Genomic DNA, 18,620 nt, shown 5'->3' with positions numbered 1-18,620 from the left:
ATTTTTTGCGTTGTCCATAGAATTAAAAAGTAACATTCAGTCCTACGTTTACAGTTGAAAGCACAGGATGAGCCAATGAATTGGTTACCTCGGGATCGAAATACTTAAAAGGCATATTATCGAGTGTGAAAATATTTTGGCCATTTACAAATACACGAGCCTTACTTATTTTCATACTATTACATGCACGCTCCGGAATAGAATAACCAAATTCGATGTTCCGCAGCCGGGCAAACCACATTTCTTTCATCCAATAAGAGCTTGGATTTTTACTGATTGTTATTCCGTCGTGATGCAACCTGGGGTATTCAATTCTCTCTCCATTTTCATAGCGCTCGGGTGTCCAGGCGTATTTATGAAGTTCGAAATAGTTTTTGTAGCTTCCAATTTCCTGGTTCTCCCAATCCAATACGCCTCTTCCGTAGAAATTATACATATAGTTGGTGGCCACATCAATCAAAACCGAGAAATCGAAATTTTTGTAACCAGCAGAAAACGTATACGAATAATTCCACTCCGGAATGTTCGGATAATCCATTGGTATCAAGTCTTTCGAGTCGATATATCCATCGCCGTTAACATCGCGGTATTTTAAATCGCCCGGTAAAACGTTTGTGGATAATGCCGACATATCAGCCCAATTCTGGATTTCCTCCGTACTCTCGAAATAGCCTAAACAATCGTAGCCCCACATTACACCACGGCTGAATCCCTCTGTAGTGTATGGATAAGCATAAGAGTCGTCCAGTGGAGTTTCATTCATTTTTACAATTTTATTACGGGCAAAAGTTGCACTAAACCTGGTGTTTATCCACAAATCGTTTTTAAACGACTTTGAATAGCCAAGCGTTACTTCAAATCCTTTGTTACTCATTACTCCGGCATTGGTTGGAGGCAAATTAGATTGCCCGTACATGTATTCAGGAATAAGCGACACGCCGGTTAATATCGACGAACGTTTTTCATAAAACACATCAACATCTAGTTTTATGTAATCAAAAACACGGGTTTCAATAGCTGCATTATATTTATTGGCAACTTCCCAGGTAATATCCATGTTGGGCATTGTACTTTCGTAGGTAGCACTGGGCATACCATTGGGTCTCCACATGCCGGAAAAATATCCGTTCTGGGCCTGTGTCCAGTTGGGTAAATATAAAAACCGCTGACCTCCCATTCTGTCGTTTCCAACCTGGCCAAAAGAAGTACGTATTTTCAGATAATCGAGGAAACCAACATTACTCATAAATTCTTCCTCGGTAAGTGTCCATCCCAGTGATACAGATGGAAAGAATCCAAACCGTTTCCCTGGAGCAAACTGTTCAGAACCGTTCATCCCAAAGTTGAATTCTGTCATATACTTCCGGGCATAGCTGTAGGTAAGCCTTCCTACAATACCAACATAATTTCGGGGAATATCAATGTTATTAACTGACTGACTTTGTTTATACAGCAACATTCCGGTAATATTATGCTGCTCAAACTTACGCGCATAATTTAATGCCCCTTCAAGATCGAAATTTGTTGAAAAGCTTTGTGTTAGTGCCGATGATAAATCAGAATCGGGATCGCCATTGTTCGAAACATATTCAACTACCTGTTCTCCATCCACTTCATCAAGTACTGCAATATATGTAGCATAGGTTCTTCGGTACCCTCTAATGTGGGTAGCCCTGCTATCGTACGATACCTGCGCCCTTGCACTTAAACCTTTTGTAATGAATGGTAAATCCATATTTAATCCCACAGTAGTTTGAAGGGTATTTGTGGTAGCTGTACGGTAACCTGTTCGGTTTAATGATCCAAAAGGTACCCGATCTTTACGCCCCGGAGCTGATAATACCTGATCATATTCATTAACATCGGCAAATGAAATTGATGGAATATCGGTGAACTGGGCCATTAAGGTTGAATAATTGGCTCCATAAGTATTAATTGATCCGGAAGAGCTTCCGTTTACTGTTGGATCATGTTTATCCTGTAAATATCCTGAAAGGTTCAAATAAACTTTCAATAAATCATTAATCTGTAAATCAACATTAGCCCGGTAGTTAAAACGATCCAGGCGCTGACTGTTTTTGAAGTTATATTCGTCCCATCCTTCGGTTTTAAATGGTCCGGTTTGCCCGGTATAGCCCATACTTGCAAAATATTTGGTTTTTTTGGTCCCACCTCTCATGTTTACACTTGTCTTTAACATTGGAGTATAGTCTTTCATGTACTCTCCGTAAAAGTCACGATCGACATAATAGGTTGGGAATCTAGCCATGTAATCAGTGTAATTATCAACTAGTTCCTGTTCAAAGGCTAATGGAGAATTGCCACCGGTGGCCTGATTATGCATTTCGATTGCGCTGTTTCGCACGGTCATGTAATCGACAGCATTTAAAGGTTGGGGCAAACGTTCAACGTACTGCATTGAATAGTTGGCGTTGGCGGTAACAATGGGTTTACCAACCTGCCCTTTCTTTGTTGTTACCAAAATAACACCGTTGGCCCCTCTTACTCCATAAACAGCTGTAGCTGACGCATCTTTTAAAACATTTACTGATTCAACATCATACGCATCTACGGTTGTAAGTTCACGCTCGATACCATCGACCAATACCAGCGGCTGTGTATTGTTGATTGTTGCCTGGCCGCGAATGTACATGTTAATGTCCTCGTTACCCAGCTCACCACCTTTGAGCATTACAGTTAAACCCGGCATTTTACCAGCCAAACCGGTTGCCAGGTTAGAGGTTGGTGTACGCACAATTTCGTCGGCACCAATGGAAGAAATGGCCGCAACTACACTTGCTTTTTCTTGCTGACCATATCCAACTACCACGACCTCTTCCAGTCCGAGAACATCTTGTTTTAAGGTTACATCGATAACTGACTTTCCGTTTACAGGAACAACCAGTGTTTTCATTCCAATAAACGAGAACCGGACTAATGCCTCTGAATTATTAACAGACAATTGAAACTTGCCATCCATATCTGTTAATGTACCATTAGTAGTCCCCTCTACAAGAACAGTTACGCCAGGTATCGGCTTTTTTTCTTCATCGACTACCGTACCTGAAATCTTTTGTACTTGCGCCCATCCGCATACTGATATAAGGAATAGGAGAAGCATCAAAAATGTTTTCTTCATAAGTCTATAAAATTGATTTTGAATTATTTTAACGGTTTGAACCTAGACAAATTGAAGTGATATTTTGTCTGTAATAAGTTCAACTATTTACGTTATTGTCTCAAATAACAAGGGAGTTCTAAAATTGTGTCTTTTTTCTAAAATTGCGTCAAATAAAAATGAACGGCAGGCTGCTTACACGTTTTTCTTTACAAACTCGCTGGGGGTTAATCCCATTTCATTTTTAAAGGTAGTAGAAAAGTAGCCTTGTGTAGCAAAGCCGGCCAGTTCGCTGGTTTCAGCAATGGAATAACTTTTGGTTTTTAATAACTCAACGGCCTTGTTCACTTTAAACTTCTTAACATAATCGTTGGGAGTAACGTTGGTAAGCCCAATAAACTTGCGGTAGAAAGTAGAGCGGCTCATATTCATTAATTGAGCCAAATCGGCCACATTAAATGCTGTGTTCCGGTAATTTTCTTCAATTAGTTTATTTACTTTTTTCAAAAAGAGAATGTCGTTTTGATTGAGCTCATCTTTTTCGAATTTAGGCATTGCCCCATTCATAAAAATCTGATGAATTTTTTCGCGATTACTCATTTGACTGTCTACTACTGCAAGCAGGTAATTCATCTCAAATGGTTTTGTAATGTACAAATCGGCTCCAGTGTTTAAACCCGAAATCTGGGTCTCGATATCGGTTTTTGCCGACAATAAAATAAAAGGAATGTGCGCCCATTTTTCACTTGTTTTCACTTGTTCACAAAACTCAAAGCCATTTACGCTGGGCATCATTACATCGCTCACAATTAAATCAATTGCTTTATTTTCGATAAGTTCGAGTGCTTCACTTCCATCAAACGACGACAATACTGAATAATACTCCTTCAAACTTTCGGTAAGCAACTGATTGAGTTCAGCATCATCTTCAACAACCAGTACTGTTTTATGCTTTCTTTTTATAATTTCTTTTGTTTGACTTGTTACTGAAACCGCCCCGCCATTTTCGACCACCGCCTCAGTAAGACTGGTTGCCATATTATTTTGATTTACGGGCAATACAAAAGAAAAAACTGCGCCTCGCTCTTTCGCATTTTCGGCCTTGATATATCCATTGTGTAGGGCAATTAGTTTTTGACAAAAATCCAGGCCAATTCCGGTTCCTGAATAATCGGCTTGTTCTGAATCAAATTTTTTATACCGCTGAAAAATGGTCTTCAAATTAGCGGATTCAATTCCCGGCCCGTTATCTGCAATTTGTATCTGTATAAAACTTTCTGTTTCCTGAAGCGTGGCTGTTTCGTAAGCACTTTTAACCTGGTTGGCATTTAAAATCTGCGAACTTATTTTAATGTTTCCACCGGTTGGCGTAAATTTTACTGCATTCGCTATTAAATTACTCAACACCTTGTCTACTTTATCATCGTCAAGCGCCAGGTTGTAACTGTCAACGTTTGAATAATGAATTGCAATATCCTTTTTCGCTGCATAAAATTCAAAGGGCTTAACAGCATCGGCCACTAAAACTGCAATATTTTGCGTTTTCAGTTTTAATTCCAGGGTATCGTTCTCCAACTCACGAAATACCAAAATTTGGTTCACCAGTTTTAGCAAGCGTTTAATGTTAAGTTGCAGGCTTTGTATTACCTGGCTTTTTTGCTGTTCGCTTTTGTTACTATCGGTTAACTGTTTGGCCAGCCCCGATATGATGGTTAATGGCGTACGAAACTCGTGCGAAATATTCGTAAAAAAACGCAGTTTCATTTCTTGGATATCTTTTTCGCGCTGATGCTCGTACTGTTCCATTTCAAGTTTATGGCGGTATAATTTCAGCCTGAACAAGAACCGGAAAACACCCCATGTTGTTAACGCAATAATAAGGACATACAAACTTAATGCCCACCAGGCAAACCAGGGAGCTGGCCTTATTTCAATTTCCAACGGTTTTGATGGTTTAGACCAGTCGCCATCGGTTGATTTTGCTTTAAACTGAAATGTATAGGTACCGGGTTTTAAATAAGCAAAAGATACCAGGCGACGTGTCCCTATTTCAATCCAGTTTTTATCTAAACCTTTTAGCCTGTATGCATATTGCACTTGTTCTGAAGAGAGAAAGTCGAATGCAGTTAATTTTAAACTGAACTCTTTTTCTTTATGCGACAAGGTAATTTTTGAAGCAAATGAAACGGATTCCTTCAGAATGCGACTATCAGAAGAAGGCATAACCCTGTTGTTTAAGACTTGTAACTCTTCCAGTATTAAGCGTGGCGGAGCAACATTGGGCAGAACCAACTGCTCGGGATAAAAACATGTTACCCCGTAATTTCCGCCAAAATAAATCATTCCATCATCGCTCCGAAAAGCCGATTTTTCGTGAAACTGCGTATTATTAACGCCTTCGTTTATGAAATAATTTTTTATGGTGCCCGTAATTTTGTTCAGCCGCGACAATCCATACGAGGTACTTAACCACAACTGGTTGTATTCATCTTCTACAATACCGATTACATCGTTACTGGGCAAACCTGTACCTTTATCGAAGCTCGATATTGTTCCGTTTTTAGGGTCGACACAATACATTCCCCACAAGTAACTTCCTAACCAAAAATCACCTGTTTTGTCAATATGTGCCGTAACAATTCTGTTTAAGCCCTCAACTTCGGGAAATTTTTCATGAAGGGGAATAGCGTTTTTAGTATTTTTATCATACAAATAAACACCTCTGCCAAAGCTGGTTAACAACAATTCATTTTCATTAACTTCTACAATCTTTGTAATATTGGGGCCACACTTTTCAATGTGGTAGATTAAGCTTCTGTCTTTGTCAAAAACCATCAATCCAAGCCCGGGAATTCCCAAATAAATCCACTCTTTATCGCAAAAAATAGTGGAGTACCCAATTTTAATTTCAGGAGATAGGTTATAGAATGTTTGAGTTGAAAGATTAAAAACCTGTACTCCAGACAAACTTCCAATCCACACCTGGTTGCTATTATCGAGGCAGGTATTTTTTAAAAAGTTGCTCCCCAAATCGCTATTCCCGCTTGTATAATGACAACTGTTACCGCTTGTTTTATTGTAGGTGTAAAAACCATCCCCACGTGTAGAAATAAGTAATGAACTATTTCCAAATGAACTGATACTGGTAATGAACTTATTTTTTGTCAGGCGATTTAGATTGGCATCGGGATTAAAGTTTTTAAAATATTTGAAATTAACGGCCAAACCATTGTCGAAAGTCCCCAGCCAGGTATTACCACAATTATCGACCAACACTGATGAAAAACTTTTAGAATTTAAGCCTGAAATAACATTATCGGAGTTTAACAAACCTAGTTTTCCTGTAGATACATTGTATTCGTACAACCCCGAATTATAGGTGCCTATCCAAATTATTCCGGCAGTTTTCTCAATAATAAATTCAATTTTACACCCCGGAAGCATACCATCAGGCGTTGTTCCGTTCAAGTTCTTTGCTGCATTCATTGTTGCGGTACCGAACAGGGTAATTCCGTTATTGGTTCCAAGCCATATTTGATTTCGCTGGTAATCCTCGTAAATTGAATTTATAATGTTTGGACCATGCAGAAAAGCTTCATTTCCGGTAAAAGCATGTACAACCGAATTATTTTCTACAAATAACAATTCCCGGTTGCTGCCACACCACAGGCGCTTCTTTCTGTCAACAAACAATACATTAATTCGAATCCGTTCGGAGATAAGAGTTTCTTCGCCTGATTGCAATACTTTATACAAACCACTATCTGTTGCAACATACAACTCTCCTTTCCATTTTTTTATGTCCAGTATGTATCTTGCTCCAATTTCAGTAAAACGCCTGATAAATTTTTGCTCCCGAATATTGTAGCAACTAAGTCCATTGTTGGTGCCCACAAATAAGTAATCATCCGAGTCGCAATAAAGTGCCGTAATTAAATCAGAACTTAGTCCCAGCGAATCGTTTCTATCGAAATAATATTGTTGAAATTCGTAGCCATTAAAACGGTTAAGCCCCCGTTGCGTGCCAATCCAAATGTACCCCTGATTATCCTGGCAAAGTGTATTAATGTTCAGATTTGATAAACCGTGTTCGATAGAAATGTTCTGGAAATGTGCATTCGTGCCCAAAGCACTTAAAACACTAACATAAAAACAAAGAAGTATTACTGCTATTTTCATCACCTTTTTCATCCAGTAAGCACACGCTATCTTAAAACAATCATCACTATTTATTGCACATATTAATTATCATTATGCTGATACGCAACAACAGCACCACTATTCAGGCCTGATATAATGCGGATTGGGAACGGGAATCAAAGCCCCTGTTTCGTTGAGCCAGTTCGCCAATTTTGATTTAAGGTTAGTGGCAATCTCAGGCAAATACCCTATCGAGTCACGTGTTTCACCTAAATCAGAACAAACATTATAAAGCTCGTAAGCATCAGTAGCATCCTCATTTAAACCATACAATCGGTACAATTTGTAATCTCCCTCACGAATATACGAACCACCAACATCAGCGCCAATCTGCTTTTTACGCGGAAAATGACAAAACAATGGCCGCTTTTCCAGCACTCCGTTGTTTGTTAGTAAAGGCATAATACTTTTCCCATCGCAAACATCCTTTTCTTTCGAAATCTCAATTCCTGCGATATTACAAAATGTTGGATAAAAATCGATAATATGTACAGGCGTATTTTCGGTAGTTCCGGCAGTTTCCTTCCCCGGATATTTGATAAGCAGTGGTACCCGTACTCCTCCTTCGTAAAAACAGCATTTACCGGCTCGCAAAGGCTCATTCGATGTAACGGGTATGTCCGGATTATTTTTATCGTTTGTCCAGTGCACACCTCCATTATCGCCCATTACAACTACCATTGTATTTCCTTCAATCCCCAGTTCCTCCAGCTTATTCATTACCTTACCCACACTTTCATCCAAGGCTTCTATCATGGCAGCCATTACCGGATTTTTATGCTTCCCCAAAGAACCTTTCGCCAGTTTTTGCCTGTATTTTTCAACCACATCAGCTTTTGCCTCATAAGGAGAATGAACATTGAAGTGCGCGAAATAGATAAAGAATTTTTCGTCTTTTACATTTTCAATTGTTTTGCACACTTCATCGGTAATCCTTTCGGTAATATATTCACCTTCGGGGCCCTGTGGTAAACTACCAAGCCCGTTATACGGAGCAAAATAGCCACCCCTTCCAGGTCCCGCACCTCCAACTGCAAATTCATGGTCGAATCCTTGTTTTGTGGGATAAAAGTCCGGGTTTCCTAAATGCCATTTGCCAAATTGAAAGGTTTTATAACCAGCACTTTTAAGTTCTTCGGCTATGGTAATTTCCTCCAGCGGTAAATGGTTTTTCGATTCGGGGAAGCAAGTTTTTGTATCTGCGCCTGCCGAACCGGGCAGAACCGGATACGATGTGCTGGCTCCCGTTATTGCAGCGTGCATGTGCAATCTGGCTCCAGGATATTTTCCGGTAAGAAAAGCCGCACGCGAAGGCGAACAAAGCGGATGTGCATATGCCTGCGAAAAGAATGTTCCCTGGCTTGCCAATTTATCGAGGTTAGGCGTTTCGTAAAACGCGGAACCCTCGTTACGCCCGTTCATCTGCCAGTCGGTCCAGCCCCAGTCGTCGGCAAGAATAAAAATAATATTTAAAGGTTCGTGTGCCTTTGTATTTTGGGCAAACGAAGTATACAAAAATACAATTTGTAAAAGGCAACTTAAAACAATTGTTCTCATCGAAGTTTTATTATTTCTTATTAAACCGTGAAATAACAAAAGTTTCAAAACAAGAGCGTGCTGATTTGTGTCAACGATTTGCTGATATGTCCTATTTTAAGCGAAGTGTGGTTATTTCACTTCGTTGCCCATTACTTCCAGGTATTTTCTGAACTCTTGTACTGCATCTGCATACTTTTCCTCCCCAACCAAATTTACTTTTTCAAGAGAATCGTTTTCCAGGTCGTAAAATTCTTCAAAAGGAGTACTCAGGTCAGCGTATTTTATGTATTTGTATTTTTTCGAAATCACGGCCTCTGAATTGGGTATTGTCGGAATATCAAGGTTGTGCTCGTAAAAAAACATTTCCCTTTCGGGTGTTTTATGTGAGAGCAAATCCAGTGCATTTATTCCCTGCATTGTTTCAGGTATTTCAACACCTGCCAGCGATAAAATGGTGGGTGCCACATCAATATTCAATGCAAATTCATCAACTCTTTTTCCTCTTTGGCTTTCATCAGCTCTGGGGTCGAAAACAAAAAACGGTACTTTAACCGACTCGCGGTGCGCATACCATTTTCCGGCCAATCCGTGTTCGCCCAGGTAAAAACCGTTGTCGCCCATAAAAACTATTATTGTATTTTCGGCTTTACCTATTTCCTCCAACTTCTTTCTGAGTATTCCAATGGCATCGTCAACTCCGCTTATTAAACGATAATACGAACGCACCGATTCCTGGAACTTTTCTTTATCGGGGAAACGTATTTCCCAACGTTTACGAGCCTCATTTTGTCGTTCTACGCCATTAAATACCGGTATCCTGAAATCTTGTGGGAAGAAGGAATAATACGACGAACCGGCAGTTTCGGGCAAGGCAAATTCTACATTAGCATACAATTTTTTATAACGCTCAGCGTAAATAAACTGGCGAGGGTCGCCATCCTGGCAGTGTGGAGCCTTAAAACTTACCGACAAACAAAAAGGTTTTTCGTCTTTCCCGAACCTTTCCAGAAATTCGTTGATACGGCTACTTACAATATCTGTGTAGTGAATAAAGTTCCCCTCTCCATCTTCGTTCTCATAGTTAGGTTGGTGCAAGGCATCGCAGCCCCAGTAATGGTACAACGAATCGGGAAAATCCTGCGGATTTCCCACACCGTATTTGCCGATAAAACCAATGGAATAACCATTGTTTTTTAATAACATGGGGTAAGTTTGCTGAAGTGCCGCCGGCGAAAACGGAGTACGAAAACCTTCTATTCCGTGCCTTGAAACGTACTGCCCGGAGAGAATACTTGCGCGGCTACTGCAACAAATTGAGGTGGTCACGTGGGCATTGGTAAACAACACGCCATTATTTGCCAGGTCGTCCATATTAGGCGTTTGAATTATTTTATTTCCCATGGCTCCCATGGCGTCCCAGCGCTGGTCGTCGGTTAACAGAAAAATAATGTTAGGCTGCTTTTCAGTATGCCCGGAAAAGGAGCATCCAAAAGTGCCTAACAACGCCAGTATAAACACATTTAATTTCATCCAACACAAAAATCTACAAAACATCGTTATTTATATTTAATTATCCACTCCTTCTGTTGTTTACCGTTCATCCAAAACTATTTTAACACGACAAAACAGTTTCAATTTTGTGCACCCCGTAATGCACCGCCGACACGATATTAACTAAAGCACCGTTTACCATACTTTGAACTGCCGCATCGGTATAGAATGCAATATGCTGGGTTGTAATTACATTGGGGAATTGCCTGATATATGCCATTTCGCGATTACTAATGATGTCGTTTTTCCGGTCGTGATGGTAAATACCGCTTTCATTCTCAAAAACATCCATTGCCAACGCTCCTATTCTTTGATTTTCGATACCTTCAATAAGGTCATTAATATTCATAATTTCACCTCTGGCGCAGTTAATTAAAGCCACTCCATCTTTCATTGATTGAATGCTGTTACGATTTACCATCTGGCTGGTTTTATCGGTAAGAGGAACATGAAAACTAATCACATCGGCCAAAGCGTACAGTTCTTCCAACGACACATACCTCGCAATATCCTTTACATCCTCAGCTTCGTGTCTGCTACAGGCAATTAACTCGCAGCCAAATCCCGCCAGATTTTTAAGCACCTGTTTCCCAATACTTCCGGTACCAACAACTCCAATGGTGAGGTCTTTCATTTCTTTTCCACGTAAACCTGATAATGAATAATCATTAACATTAATACGAAACAAAGCTTGCTTGTATTTCCGCAGGCTCATAAGAATTAACATCACGGTATAATCGGCCACACCATTGGGAGCATAATTTACACTACTAACATGAATATCCAGTGCTTTGGCTGCATTAACATCGATATGGTTTACCCCAACAGTTCGTGTAGCCACGCATTGGATACCCATTTGCTTAATACAGGTTAGTAGTGCTTTATCAATCCGGCTTTGCCCCAGCGTTGTAACGGCTATGCTATTCCCGGCAAGAGCAAGTGTTTTTCGATTTAAAGTTTCAGAAGTATAAATAATTTCCAGATTCAGGAGCTTTGCCTGTTCTTCAAAAAAAATCCTTTCATCTTCACGCACCTCATAGGCAGTAAGCTTTATCTTCTTCCTATTCTCCATCTACTGATTTTTTGTGACACCAATATGCCCCGATTATTGATTATCTCTTAAATAAATAAGCCGCTTCACGCTCGCTTCAACTGAATTACGCTCACCCAGCATGGTGGTATTTTTATCTTCTCTCAACCGGTTATAGGCTGCTACAACAATATGAAAATCAGAATGCCGGAGTAAATTCGATTCTTTATCCAGGTATTTGAATGTTGTCTCCATATGGTCTTCATATCTGTAGTTGTTATCCGCGCCGCCATCGGGGGGAAGCAATAAAAAGGCAAGTTTGTTTCTGTCCAAAGCCAATTGCAGGCCTACAATTATTTTAAAATCAACAATTTCTTTGGTATGTGTAACATGTGCTTCAAAACAAACCCCGCCAACGTTTTCATTATTTAGTGCCCTTAGCAATTCGTTTTTCCAATTTGGTATGCTATAACTGCGCGACAAAACAATTACCTTTTTACCGCTAGCATGCGCTACACTGTCAATAATCTCATCAAACACAATCGTTGTTGGATGGGGGTCGTTGGCCACCACCTTTGGTTCGGCGTAAATGCACACCATTTCAATATTATCCTGTCCAATAATCTCTTTTGTTGGAGTAAATGCTTTCTTTGGAAATCGTTCAAAGTATTCTTCTGTAAACACAACGCCCGGCCCCATTTTGTTAAAACCGGCTTTCCACTCTGTTAAAGGAATAGCTCCAGAATTTCCGGGAAGCGACCATACGCCATCGCTTTTAATACGTTCGGCCGAAGGCAGTTCGTTTCTCCAAATTTGATTAATGTCGGTTAATATTTTAAAATTATAGTTTTGAGCCTGAACAGTTACTGGGGTGGTAACCATTAAAAACAATAGTAATATAGAATGATTAAGTGATTTCATGCTGAACAATTATTTTGAAATAATACCCACAAAACCGCCACCAGGGGCACACTCGATTTTAAGTTTTTCTGCCCGGTGCAATTTCAACTTCATTTTTTCAAGTTTCGTTGCATCAAGTTTTGTTGCTTCCCCGTCTTTATACAAATCAATGGTATACGAATCATCGGGAAGGAAATCCAAATCTACTTCCAGCGTGCGGGCATCGCTGTTGGTCATTCCTGCAATAAACCATTGGTTGCCGCTTTTTCGCGCCATTACAATATATTCACCTATCGCGCCTTGCAATACTTTTGTCTCATCCCAAACAGCTTTTACCTGCTGTAAAAAATCCATACCCGGTTGGTTTTTATAGTTTTCAGGGTGGTCGCATAACGTAGTAACCGGACTGTCGAACACTACAAATTTTGCCAGTTCGTGACAGCGGGTTCCCATAACCATTGTATTTTTTTGTGGCTTAAATTCGCCTTTTAACGCGTTAACAAATCCTCCGGGAGTGTAATCCATCGGTCCGGCCAACATTCGGGTAAATGGCAAAGTTACATTGTGTTCCGGTGTAACATTGTAAGTGAATTTATTGTACTCGTTGCCCAATACGCCTTCACGAGTCATCAGGTTAGGCCATGTACGCCTTATTCCTGTTGGTTTATACGCTCCATGAAAATTTACCATTAAATGGTGTTGGGCTGCCAGTTTAACGGTATTGTGATACCACTCTACCATTTCATATCCATCCAGTGCCATAAAATCGATTTTTACACCAGCTATTCCCCAGCTTTCATAAAGGTTAAAGGCTTCTTCCATGTTACGGTTCACATCTGTCCAATACAACCACAACCAAAGTTTTACGTTTTTTTGTTTAGCGTAACTAATAAGCATTGGCATATCCAATTGCTCTGCTAACGTTGTAACATCGGCTTCGGGTTTGTTATACTCGCCATACCACTGCCAGTCAATGAGCATGTAAGGGTATTCATTCTCGGCTGCCAGGTCTATAAATTTCTTTATTTCGTCGTTCTCCATATTAACATTGCGGCTCCACCAGCTGTCCCAGGTGCAAATACCAGGTTTAATCCACGAAGTATCTTCTATTTTGCAGGGCGGATTGAGGTTCGACACCATTTCAGATTCTATCAAATCTCCGGGTTTTTCGCCGAGCATTATCACTCTCCACGGTGATTTGTGTGGTAATTCCAATGTACAAATAAACCTATCTTCCGCTCCATTATTTTTTATATTAGACAGGACAGTTCTCAGCTCTTTTGGATGCTGCGAGGTTCGTAAATACATTCCCGCCCACTTATCCAGGTGAGCCTCTGTAATTGCGGCATAACAATTTTCTGAAACTTTCAGAGTTAAAGGCAGGCCGTAATATCCCCGTGGCGATAATCCACTTAATGGTTGTTTATTAAAATGTCCTTCCTGGTGCGACTTAAAACCCTTATAATCGGCAGCCCAACAAGTAACATCGCTTTCAAAATTAAACGTAGTAAGCTCATTTTCAAGGTTGCACTTTTGGCGGTCGGCACCTTGCGGAACCATATATCGAAAAGCAACTCCATCGTTGTAAGCCCTTACAATAACCTGAAATTTTCGGCCTGGAAATTTTAATTCTTCAAAATCTACCGTTAGTTCGTTGTAGTGGTTCAAAATAGTTTCGTTCGGGTTATGAACAGGTTTCCACATTTCGTTAACCTCCTGAACTGCGCTTTCGGCAACTTCAAGATTTAAACCCAAAACAGGGCCACTTTTTATCTTCAATCCCATATTTCCATCCAGAATAACCTTTTCTCCTCTGTATAAAACGGAATAGGTTAACTTTTCACCAACGTTTAAAACACATTCAGTTTCTCCGTTGGGCGATTTTACAGAAACCGTTTTTGAAAAAGCGCTCACACCCAAAATGGTGAGCAAAATAACAATCAGGCCAGTTGATTTAAGCAATGTTTGCATATCGTTCTATTTTATGTATAATTTTCTTATAAAAATTCGATTTGTACAGGCCCTAAAAGACCTGAAGAATGGGATTTTTCGTCAACTTTAATATCGTCAATAACGTTCCATGTATACCTTTCGTCAGGAGAAAGGCCTTTATCGCGTATCATTCTGTTGCGCCAGAGGTTAACCACCTCAATTTCAAGTTTATTCTCTCCTCGTTTTACAAACTCAGAAATATTCAACCGATAAGGATGAATCCAAACTCCCCCGGCCAGCTTCCCATTTATTTTAAGCTCTGCCATAACAGCCACTTCTCCAAGGTTAATGAACAGGTCTTTCCCTTCGGGCAGTTCATTAATCGTGAAATTTGTTTTGTAAACTGCACGCCCCGAGTAATATTTAATCTCTTCATTTTCCGAAACCGACCAATCTTTTAACACCTCAAATGTTTGCTTCTCTTTTGGGCCAATCTCTTTGTTCAAAAAATCGACATCAAACGGACCGTCAACAGTTGCAAGCACTTCCGGTTCTGAGAAATTAGTTTGCTTTGCCGGCTGAATCACTGAATTGCCAGCATTGGTAAATACCACGTACCAGCTTCTTTTTCCCTCAAGTTTTAAAGGAACTCGGGTTCTTCCATTTTTTACCGAATATTCCTGCAATTGACGGATTTCTCCGGTCATTGCATCCCACAACTGGGGCTTTAATCCTTCTGTGCGAAACGATGGATTAATTTCAACTTCATCGTCGCTTTGGTTCGTGATGAAATAAATCTCCATTCCCGGCATGGTTCTGTGCGTCCAAAGAACAGATGCATCAGTACAATCTACGTCTTTTTCAATTCCGACAATTTTAAATACCTGTTCCAGCGAGTAGCCATCAAATACTTTTCCTTGCCCATAGTTATTTTGCATCTTTCCTGCAGTATAGTCACTTCCCCACAATTTGGCCGCCAGCCCGTTAAGCTCCTTGTCGCACTCGGGATAATTCTGTAAACTGGGCGATTTCTCAGGTTTCGGGCCAAGTACAACACCTCCTTCGGCAACCAATTCTTGTATTTTTGCAAGCACCTCCGGACGCATAGTTTTCAGGGGAGGAAGCACCATTACGTTATAGCACATTCCGTCGACCAACACAAATTTTCCATCTTTAACCGACAAGCGGTTTAAAATTACCTCGGCATTAATATAATCGTAAGAATAGCCATCGGGTATTTCAGGTGTGCGAACGCCAGTCATTACCGGTGCATTTTCGCCAATAAAATAGCATACATCGGCAACGTATTTTCCCTGTTGCAACAAATGCTGGTTACGGCGCAAATAATCGAAGTAATAATTTGCCTGACCAAACCAGGTATTATGCCGGTTAAACTCGGTACTAAACCAAGCATTCATCCCGGGTTTCCGGCTATCATCGGGCTGGTGAATATACAGGTGCAGAATAAAATGGTTAATCCCCTCGGTATACGACCAGTCGCCGCGCTTTTTAAGCTCTGCCGGATGGCGTAAATAAGCCTTGTTTGCTGCAGTAAATGCCTCGGCCGAAGTTCTTCCTTTTCCGTAAGCATGCGAGGTCGAAGAAGAAGCTTTACATTCGATATTTCCGAGTGCGCCTTCATTCCAGAATTCACCCGATATTAAATCCGATTGCCCTCCATACATCATAAATTCGGAAGGAAAACCCCAGTGTCCGTAATTTTCGAGCCAGATTTGCAGGTTATGTGTATTACTTGCCTTTTTTAATCCTCCAACGTATTCATAGGCCACATCATCAGCTACCGCACGGCGTAAATCCCACAGAAAGCGTTCCGACTCGTCAACGCTGCCCACAACGCGTCCGGAAAGCACGGGTAAGTATTTCACGGGATCGTACCCATATTTTTCATAAAATTTAGCACCAAAACCATCGGTCCAGTTTTGAGACCCCATTTCATAACTGTCGGCTATTACATATTTAAATGCAGGTTTGCTTTCTTCGGGAATACGTTTTAGCAATTCGCCAATAAAATTATCGAAATGAACCTGCACCAACGCACTACTCATTTTATCTACCTCGTAACCCAATCCCTGCGGAGCTGTTGGATGGTTTTTTGCACCTGTAGGAGCCATTCCAATGCGCATTACAGTCCAGTTTCCTTCAGGAACATCCCAATCAAGCCTTCCCTCGTCATCAACATTTTCAGAAATATCCAAAACTTCATTTATCGCCAATTTATTGTTTTCAATTTCATCCTGGGCAGCCCATTGGTAGCTGTACCAGTCGGGCGTTGGGGTTGGATACATTTTCCCCAGTTGTTTCTCGATATAATGGTCGATTACAGGAGTTTCCGAAATATTTATCTCAGAGAAACCAACAGTGGCGTGACGTCCATCAAAATCAGAACATTTTAAAATGAACTTATCTGAAACAATATCCGGCAATGAAATGGCCAGTTTACCAAGAACTATGGGCCCCACTTTTTCAGCCAAATTACTTCTATCAAATTTAAAAGTGCTTATCAACTCTATCTTCCCTTCTACTTCGGCAAATAACTTGCACATACATTTTACCCTATCAGAAGGAGTAATTGTAAACTGCCGGGCGGTTATTTTCTTTTTAAGATTAATTTCAAATTCTACTTCCGGCATCTCTTTCACATTCATTTCAACCGATGTTTGAAAACTGCCATCAATAATATTTGGTATTTCACTCAAGGCAGGACGGGCAACAATTTTATTCACCAAATCAGCCATCTCAGCAGTTTCGCTATCAGCAAGTTTAAATGCCAGCGTATGTGTATCCTGAAATTCTTCGGCGGGTTGAACCAATTGAACCCTTGTTTTACCGGGGCCGGTAATTTTTGTTTCGCTAAAGGTTAAATATCGCATTGCCATTTGAGATTTTACCCACGGGCCACCCGACTGGCTCCAGCCGGGACAGTTAAATACACCTATATCAACGCCAATTCGATGGCCTTCGGTTACCGCATGTACCATACATTCCCACCATTCGTCGGAAAACAAAGGAACTTTCCCGTCAACCCCTGCAGGATTGATGTTGCCAATTAACGCTGCCCCAATACCGGCCTCTTTCATTGCTTCCAAATCTTTGGTAATGCCTTCTTTCGAGATATCATCGTTTATCCAATACCAATAGCACCAAACGGTATTGTTATCAGAAGATGTTTGAAAGCCGGCAACAACAGAATCAAATTGCGACTGTTCAATTTTTGTTTTTTTGGAACAAGCCTGGCTTAGTAACGCTATAAACAACATTACCACTATTAGTCTTCGGTGTAGTTTCATCATCTGTTTATTTTTTCTACTTAGGAAATTAATGCCAAAGAAATATAAATGGTTATGGAACTATTTCTTTTATTGATTCAAAGTTTTTTGATTTTGTTCCAAACAAAGGCAGTAGACTAAACCCCTTCACGTAATACACTAATTTTCAATCCCAAGCGAATCAGTTTTAAATACAAAATAGTGGTGAACTGTTATCTCAAAACAGTTTTCAGAATCAATCCACATACCTTGAGGTAGAATATTTTCATTAGATTATTCCCCTTAATTATATCAGGCGCCTATTATGACCGGAAAAAGAATTGAATAAATTATTGTAAGGTTTACTTTTAACCAATTAACTTGTATAGGCGTACTTTTCATACTTATCGAACGTATTCTCACAATTAAAAACATGTAAGCATTGGTAATGAAAAATACAATATTGATGATATCATCTAATATACTTCCTAACAAAAAATATACATATTGAACTTCCATTATATCTCACCCCAAAATTTGATATACTGACAGCAATATCATAGAATAGCCCCATTATTTAGATTTTATAATGTACAAACCTAAACGGTCAAATCAATTCTAATCACAACTTTCTTCATCTAAATCCAATGCACATCATAGAACTATAAAACAATTCAAAACATTTATGCTAAAACTTTAAAGAACTATATTTAGAACACTTTGCTCTAACTACCAATTTAAACTATTTTTATACCAAGAAAGAAAAGTTCTTTAAATGTGAACTAAACGGTGACCCGCAAAAAATAGACTGCAGTAAATAACTGATATAAAGGCATTAATGGGATCAGGTTCGAATCCTGGTATCCCGACGAAACAAAAGCCTGTAAATTCAATAATTTACAGGCTTTTTTGTTTTTCCATTTCTAAATACATCCTGTTAAGGACGGATCTCATTGAAAATCCGGTGGAGAAGAAAAAAAGAATCTCTCTCCAGACGTTTCAGTATTGAGCCAAGTCACCTACCATAAGCAGATTACTTTTGGCTTATCAGCCGGATTCTACTCTTTGGTTTAGCCCAAAGAGT

General features: G+C 40.0%; 8 protein-coding genes. All 8 read right to left on the bottom strand.

Annotated features, from left to right (window positions below; genetic code table 11):
- Positions 1-22: 22 nt before the first annotated feature.
- Positions 23-3,139 (bottom strand): SusC/RagA family TonB-linked outer membrane protein, encoded by a 3,117-nt coding sequence (locus ABZB17_RS00040; RefSeq protein WP_372647255.1) that lies wholly within the window; start codon positions 3,137-3,139, stop codon positions 23-25.
- Between the two features lie 174 nt (positions 3,140-3,313).
- Positions 3,314-7,297 (bottom strand): two-component regulator propeller domain-containing protein, encoded by a 3,984-nt coding sequence (locus ABZB17_RS00035; protein ID WP_372647254.1) that lies wholly within the window; start codon positions 7,295-7,297, stop codon positions 3,314-3,316.
- 99 nt (positions 7,298-7,396) lie between these two features.
- Entirely contained in the window at positions 7,397-8,875 is a 1,479-nt protein-coding gene (locus ABZB17_RS00030) for a sulfatase (RefSeq protein WP_372647253.1), read from the bottom strand.
- Between the two features lie 111 nt (positions 8,876-8,986).
- Positions 8,987-10,411 carry a sulfatase gene (locus ABZB17_RS00025; protein ID WP_319503372.1) on the bottom strand — a complete coding sequence of 475 codons (1,425 nt, stop codon included), beginning with the start codon at positions 10,409-10,411 and terminating at the stop codon, positions 8,987-8,989.
- A gap of 58 nt (positions 10,412-10,469) precedes the next feature.
- On the bottom strand, positions 10,470-11,480 hold the full coding sequence (locus ABZB17_RS00020; RefSeq protein ID WP_372647252.1) for an NAD(P)-dependent oxidoreductase: 1,011 nt from the start codon (positions 11,478-11,480) through the stop codon (positions 10,470-10,472).
- Positions 11,481-11,513: 33 nt separating this feature from the next.
- Positions 11,514-12,359, bottom strand: coding sequence for a hypothetical protein (locus tag ABZB17_RS00015; protein ID WP_372647251.1), 846 nt, complete (start codon positions 12,357-12,359; stop codon positions 11,514-11,516).
- Positions 12,360-12,368: 9 nt separating this feature from the next.
- Positions 12,369-14,309: a glycoside hydrolase family 97 protein gene (locus tag ABZB17_RS00010; protein WP_372647250.1), complete on the bottom strand. Its 1,941-nt coding sequence runs from the start codon at positions 14,307-14,309 to the stop codon at positions 12,369-12,371.
- Between the two features lie 26 nt (positions 14,310-14,335).
- The gene (locus ABZB17_RS00005; protein ID WP_372647249.1) at positions 14,336-17,581 is read right to left on the bottom strand and encodes a glycosyl hydrolase; all 3,246 of its coding nucleotides are present in this window, start codon (positions 17,579-17,581) and stop codon (positions 14,336-14,338) included.
- Positions 17,582-18,620 lie beyond the last annotated feature (1,039 nt).

Source organism: Draconibacterium sp. (genome assembly GCF_041583095.1).
Lineage (GTDB): Bacteria > Bacteroidota > Bacteroidia > Bacteroidales > Prolixibacteraceae > Draconibacterium.
The sequence above is the reverse complement of the archived record's forward strand: the minus strand, read 5'-3'. Positions and strand labels throughout refer to the sequence as shown.

Coding starts and splice junctions, on each gene's coding strand:
- ABZB17_RS00020 (WP_372647252.1), bottom strand. CDS start 11,480: ATGGAGAATAGGAAGAAGATAAAGCTTACTGCCTATGAGGTGCGTGAA.
- ABZB17_RS00010 (WP_372647250.1), bottom strand. CDS start 14,309: ATGCAAACATTGCTTAAATCAACTGGCCTGATTGTTATTTTGCTCACC.
- ABZB17_RS00030 (WP_372647253.1), bottom strand. CDS start 8,875: ATGAGAACAATTGTTTTAAGTTGCCTTTTACAAATTGTATTTTTGTAT.
- ABZB17_RS00005 (WP_372647249.1), bottom strand. CDS start 17,581: ATGATGAAACTACACCGAAGACTAATAGTGGTAATGTTGTTTATAGCG.
- ABZB17_RS00015 (WP_372647251.1), bottom strand. CDS start 12,359: ATGAAATCACTTAATCATTCTATATTACTATTGTTTTTAATGGTTACC.
- ABZB17_RS00025 (WP_319503372.1), bottom strand. CDS start 10,411: ATGTTTTGTAGATTTTTGTGTTGGATGAAATTAAATGTGTTTATACTG.
- ABZB17_RS00035 (WP_372647254.1), bottom strand. CDS start 7,297: ATGAAAATAGCAGTAATACTTCTTTGTTTTTATGTTAGTGTTTTAAGT.
- ABZB17_RS00040 (WP_372647255.1), bottom strand. CDS start 3,139: ATGAAGAAAACATTTTTGATGCTTCTCCTATTCCTTATATCAGTATGC.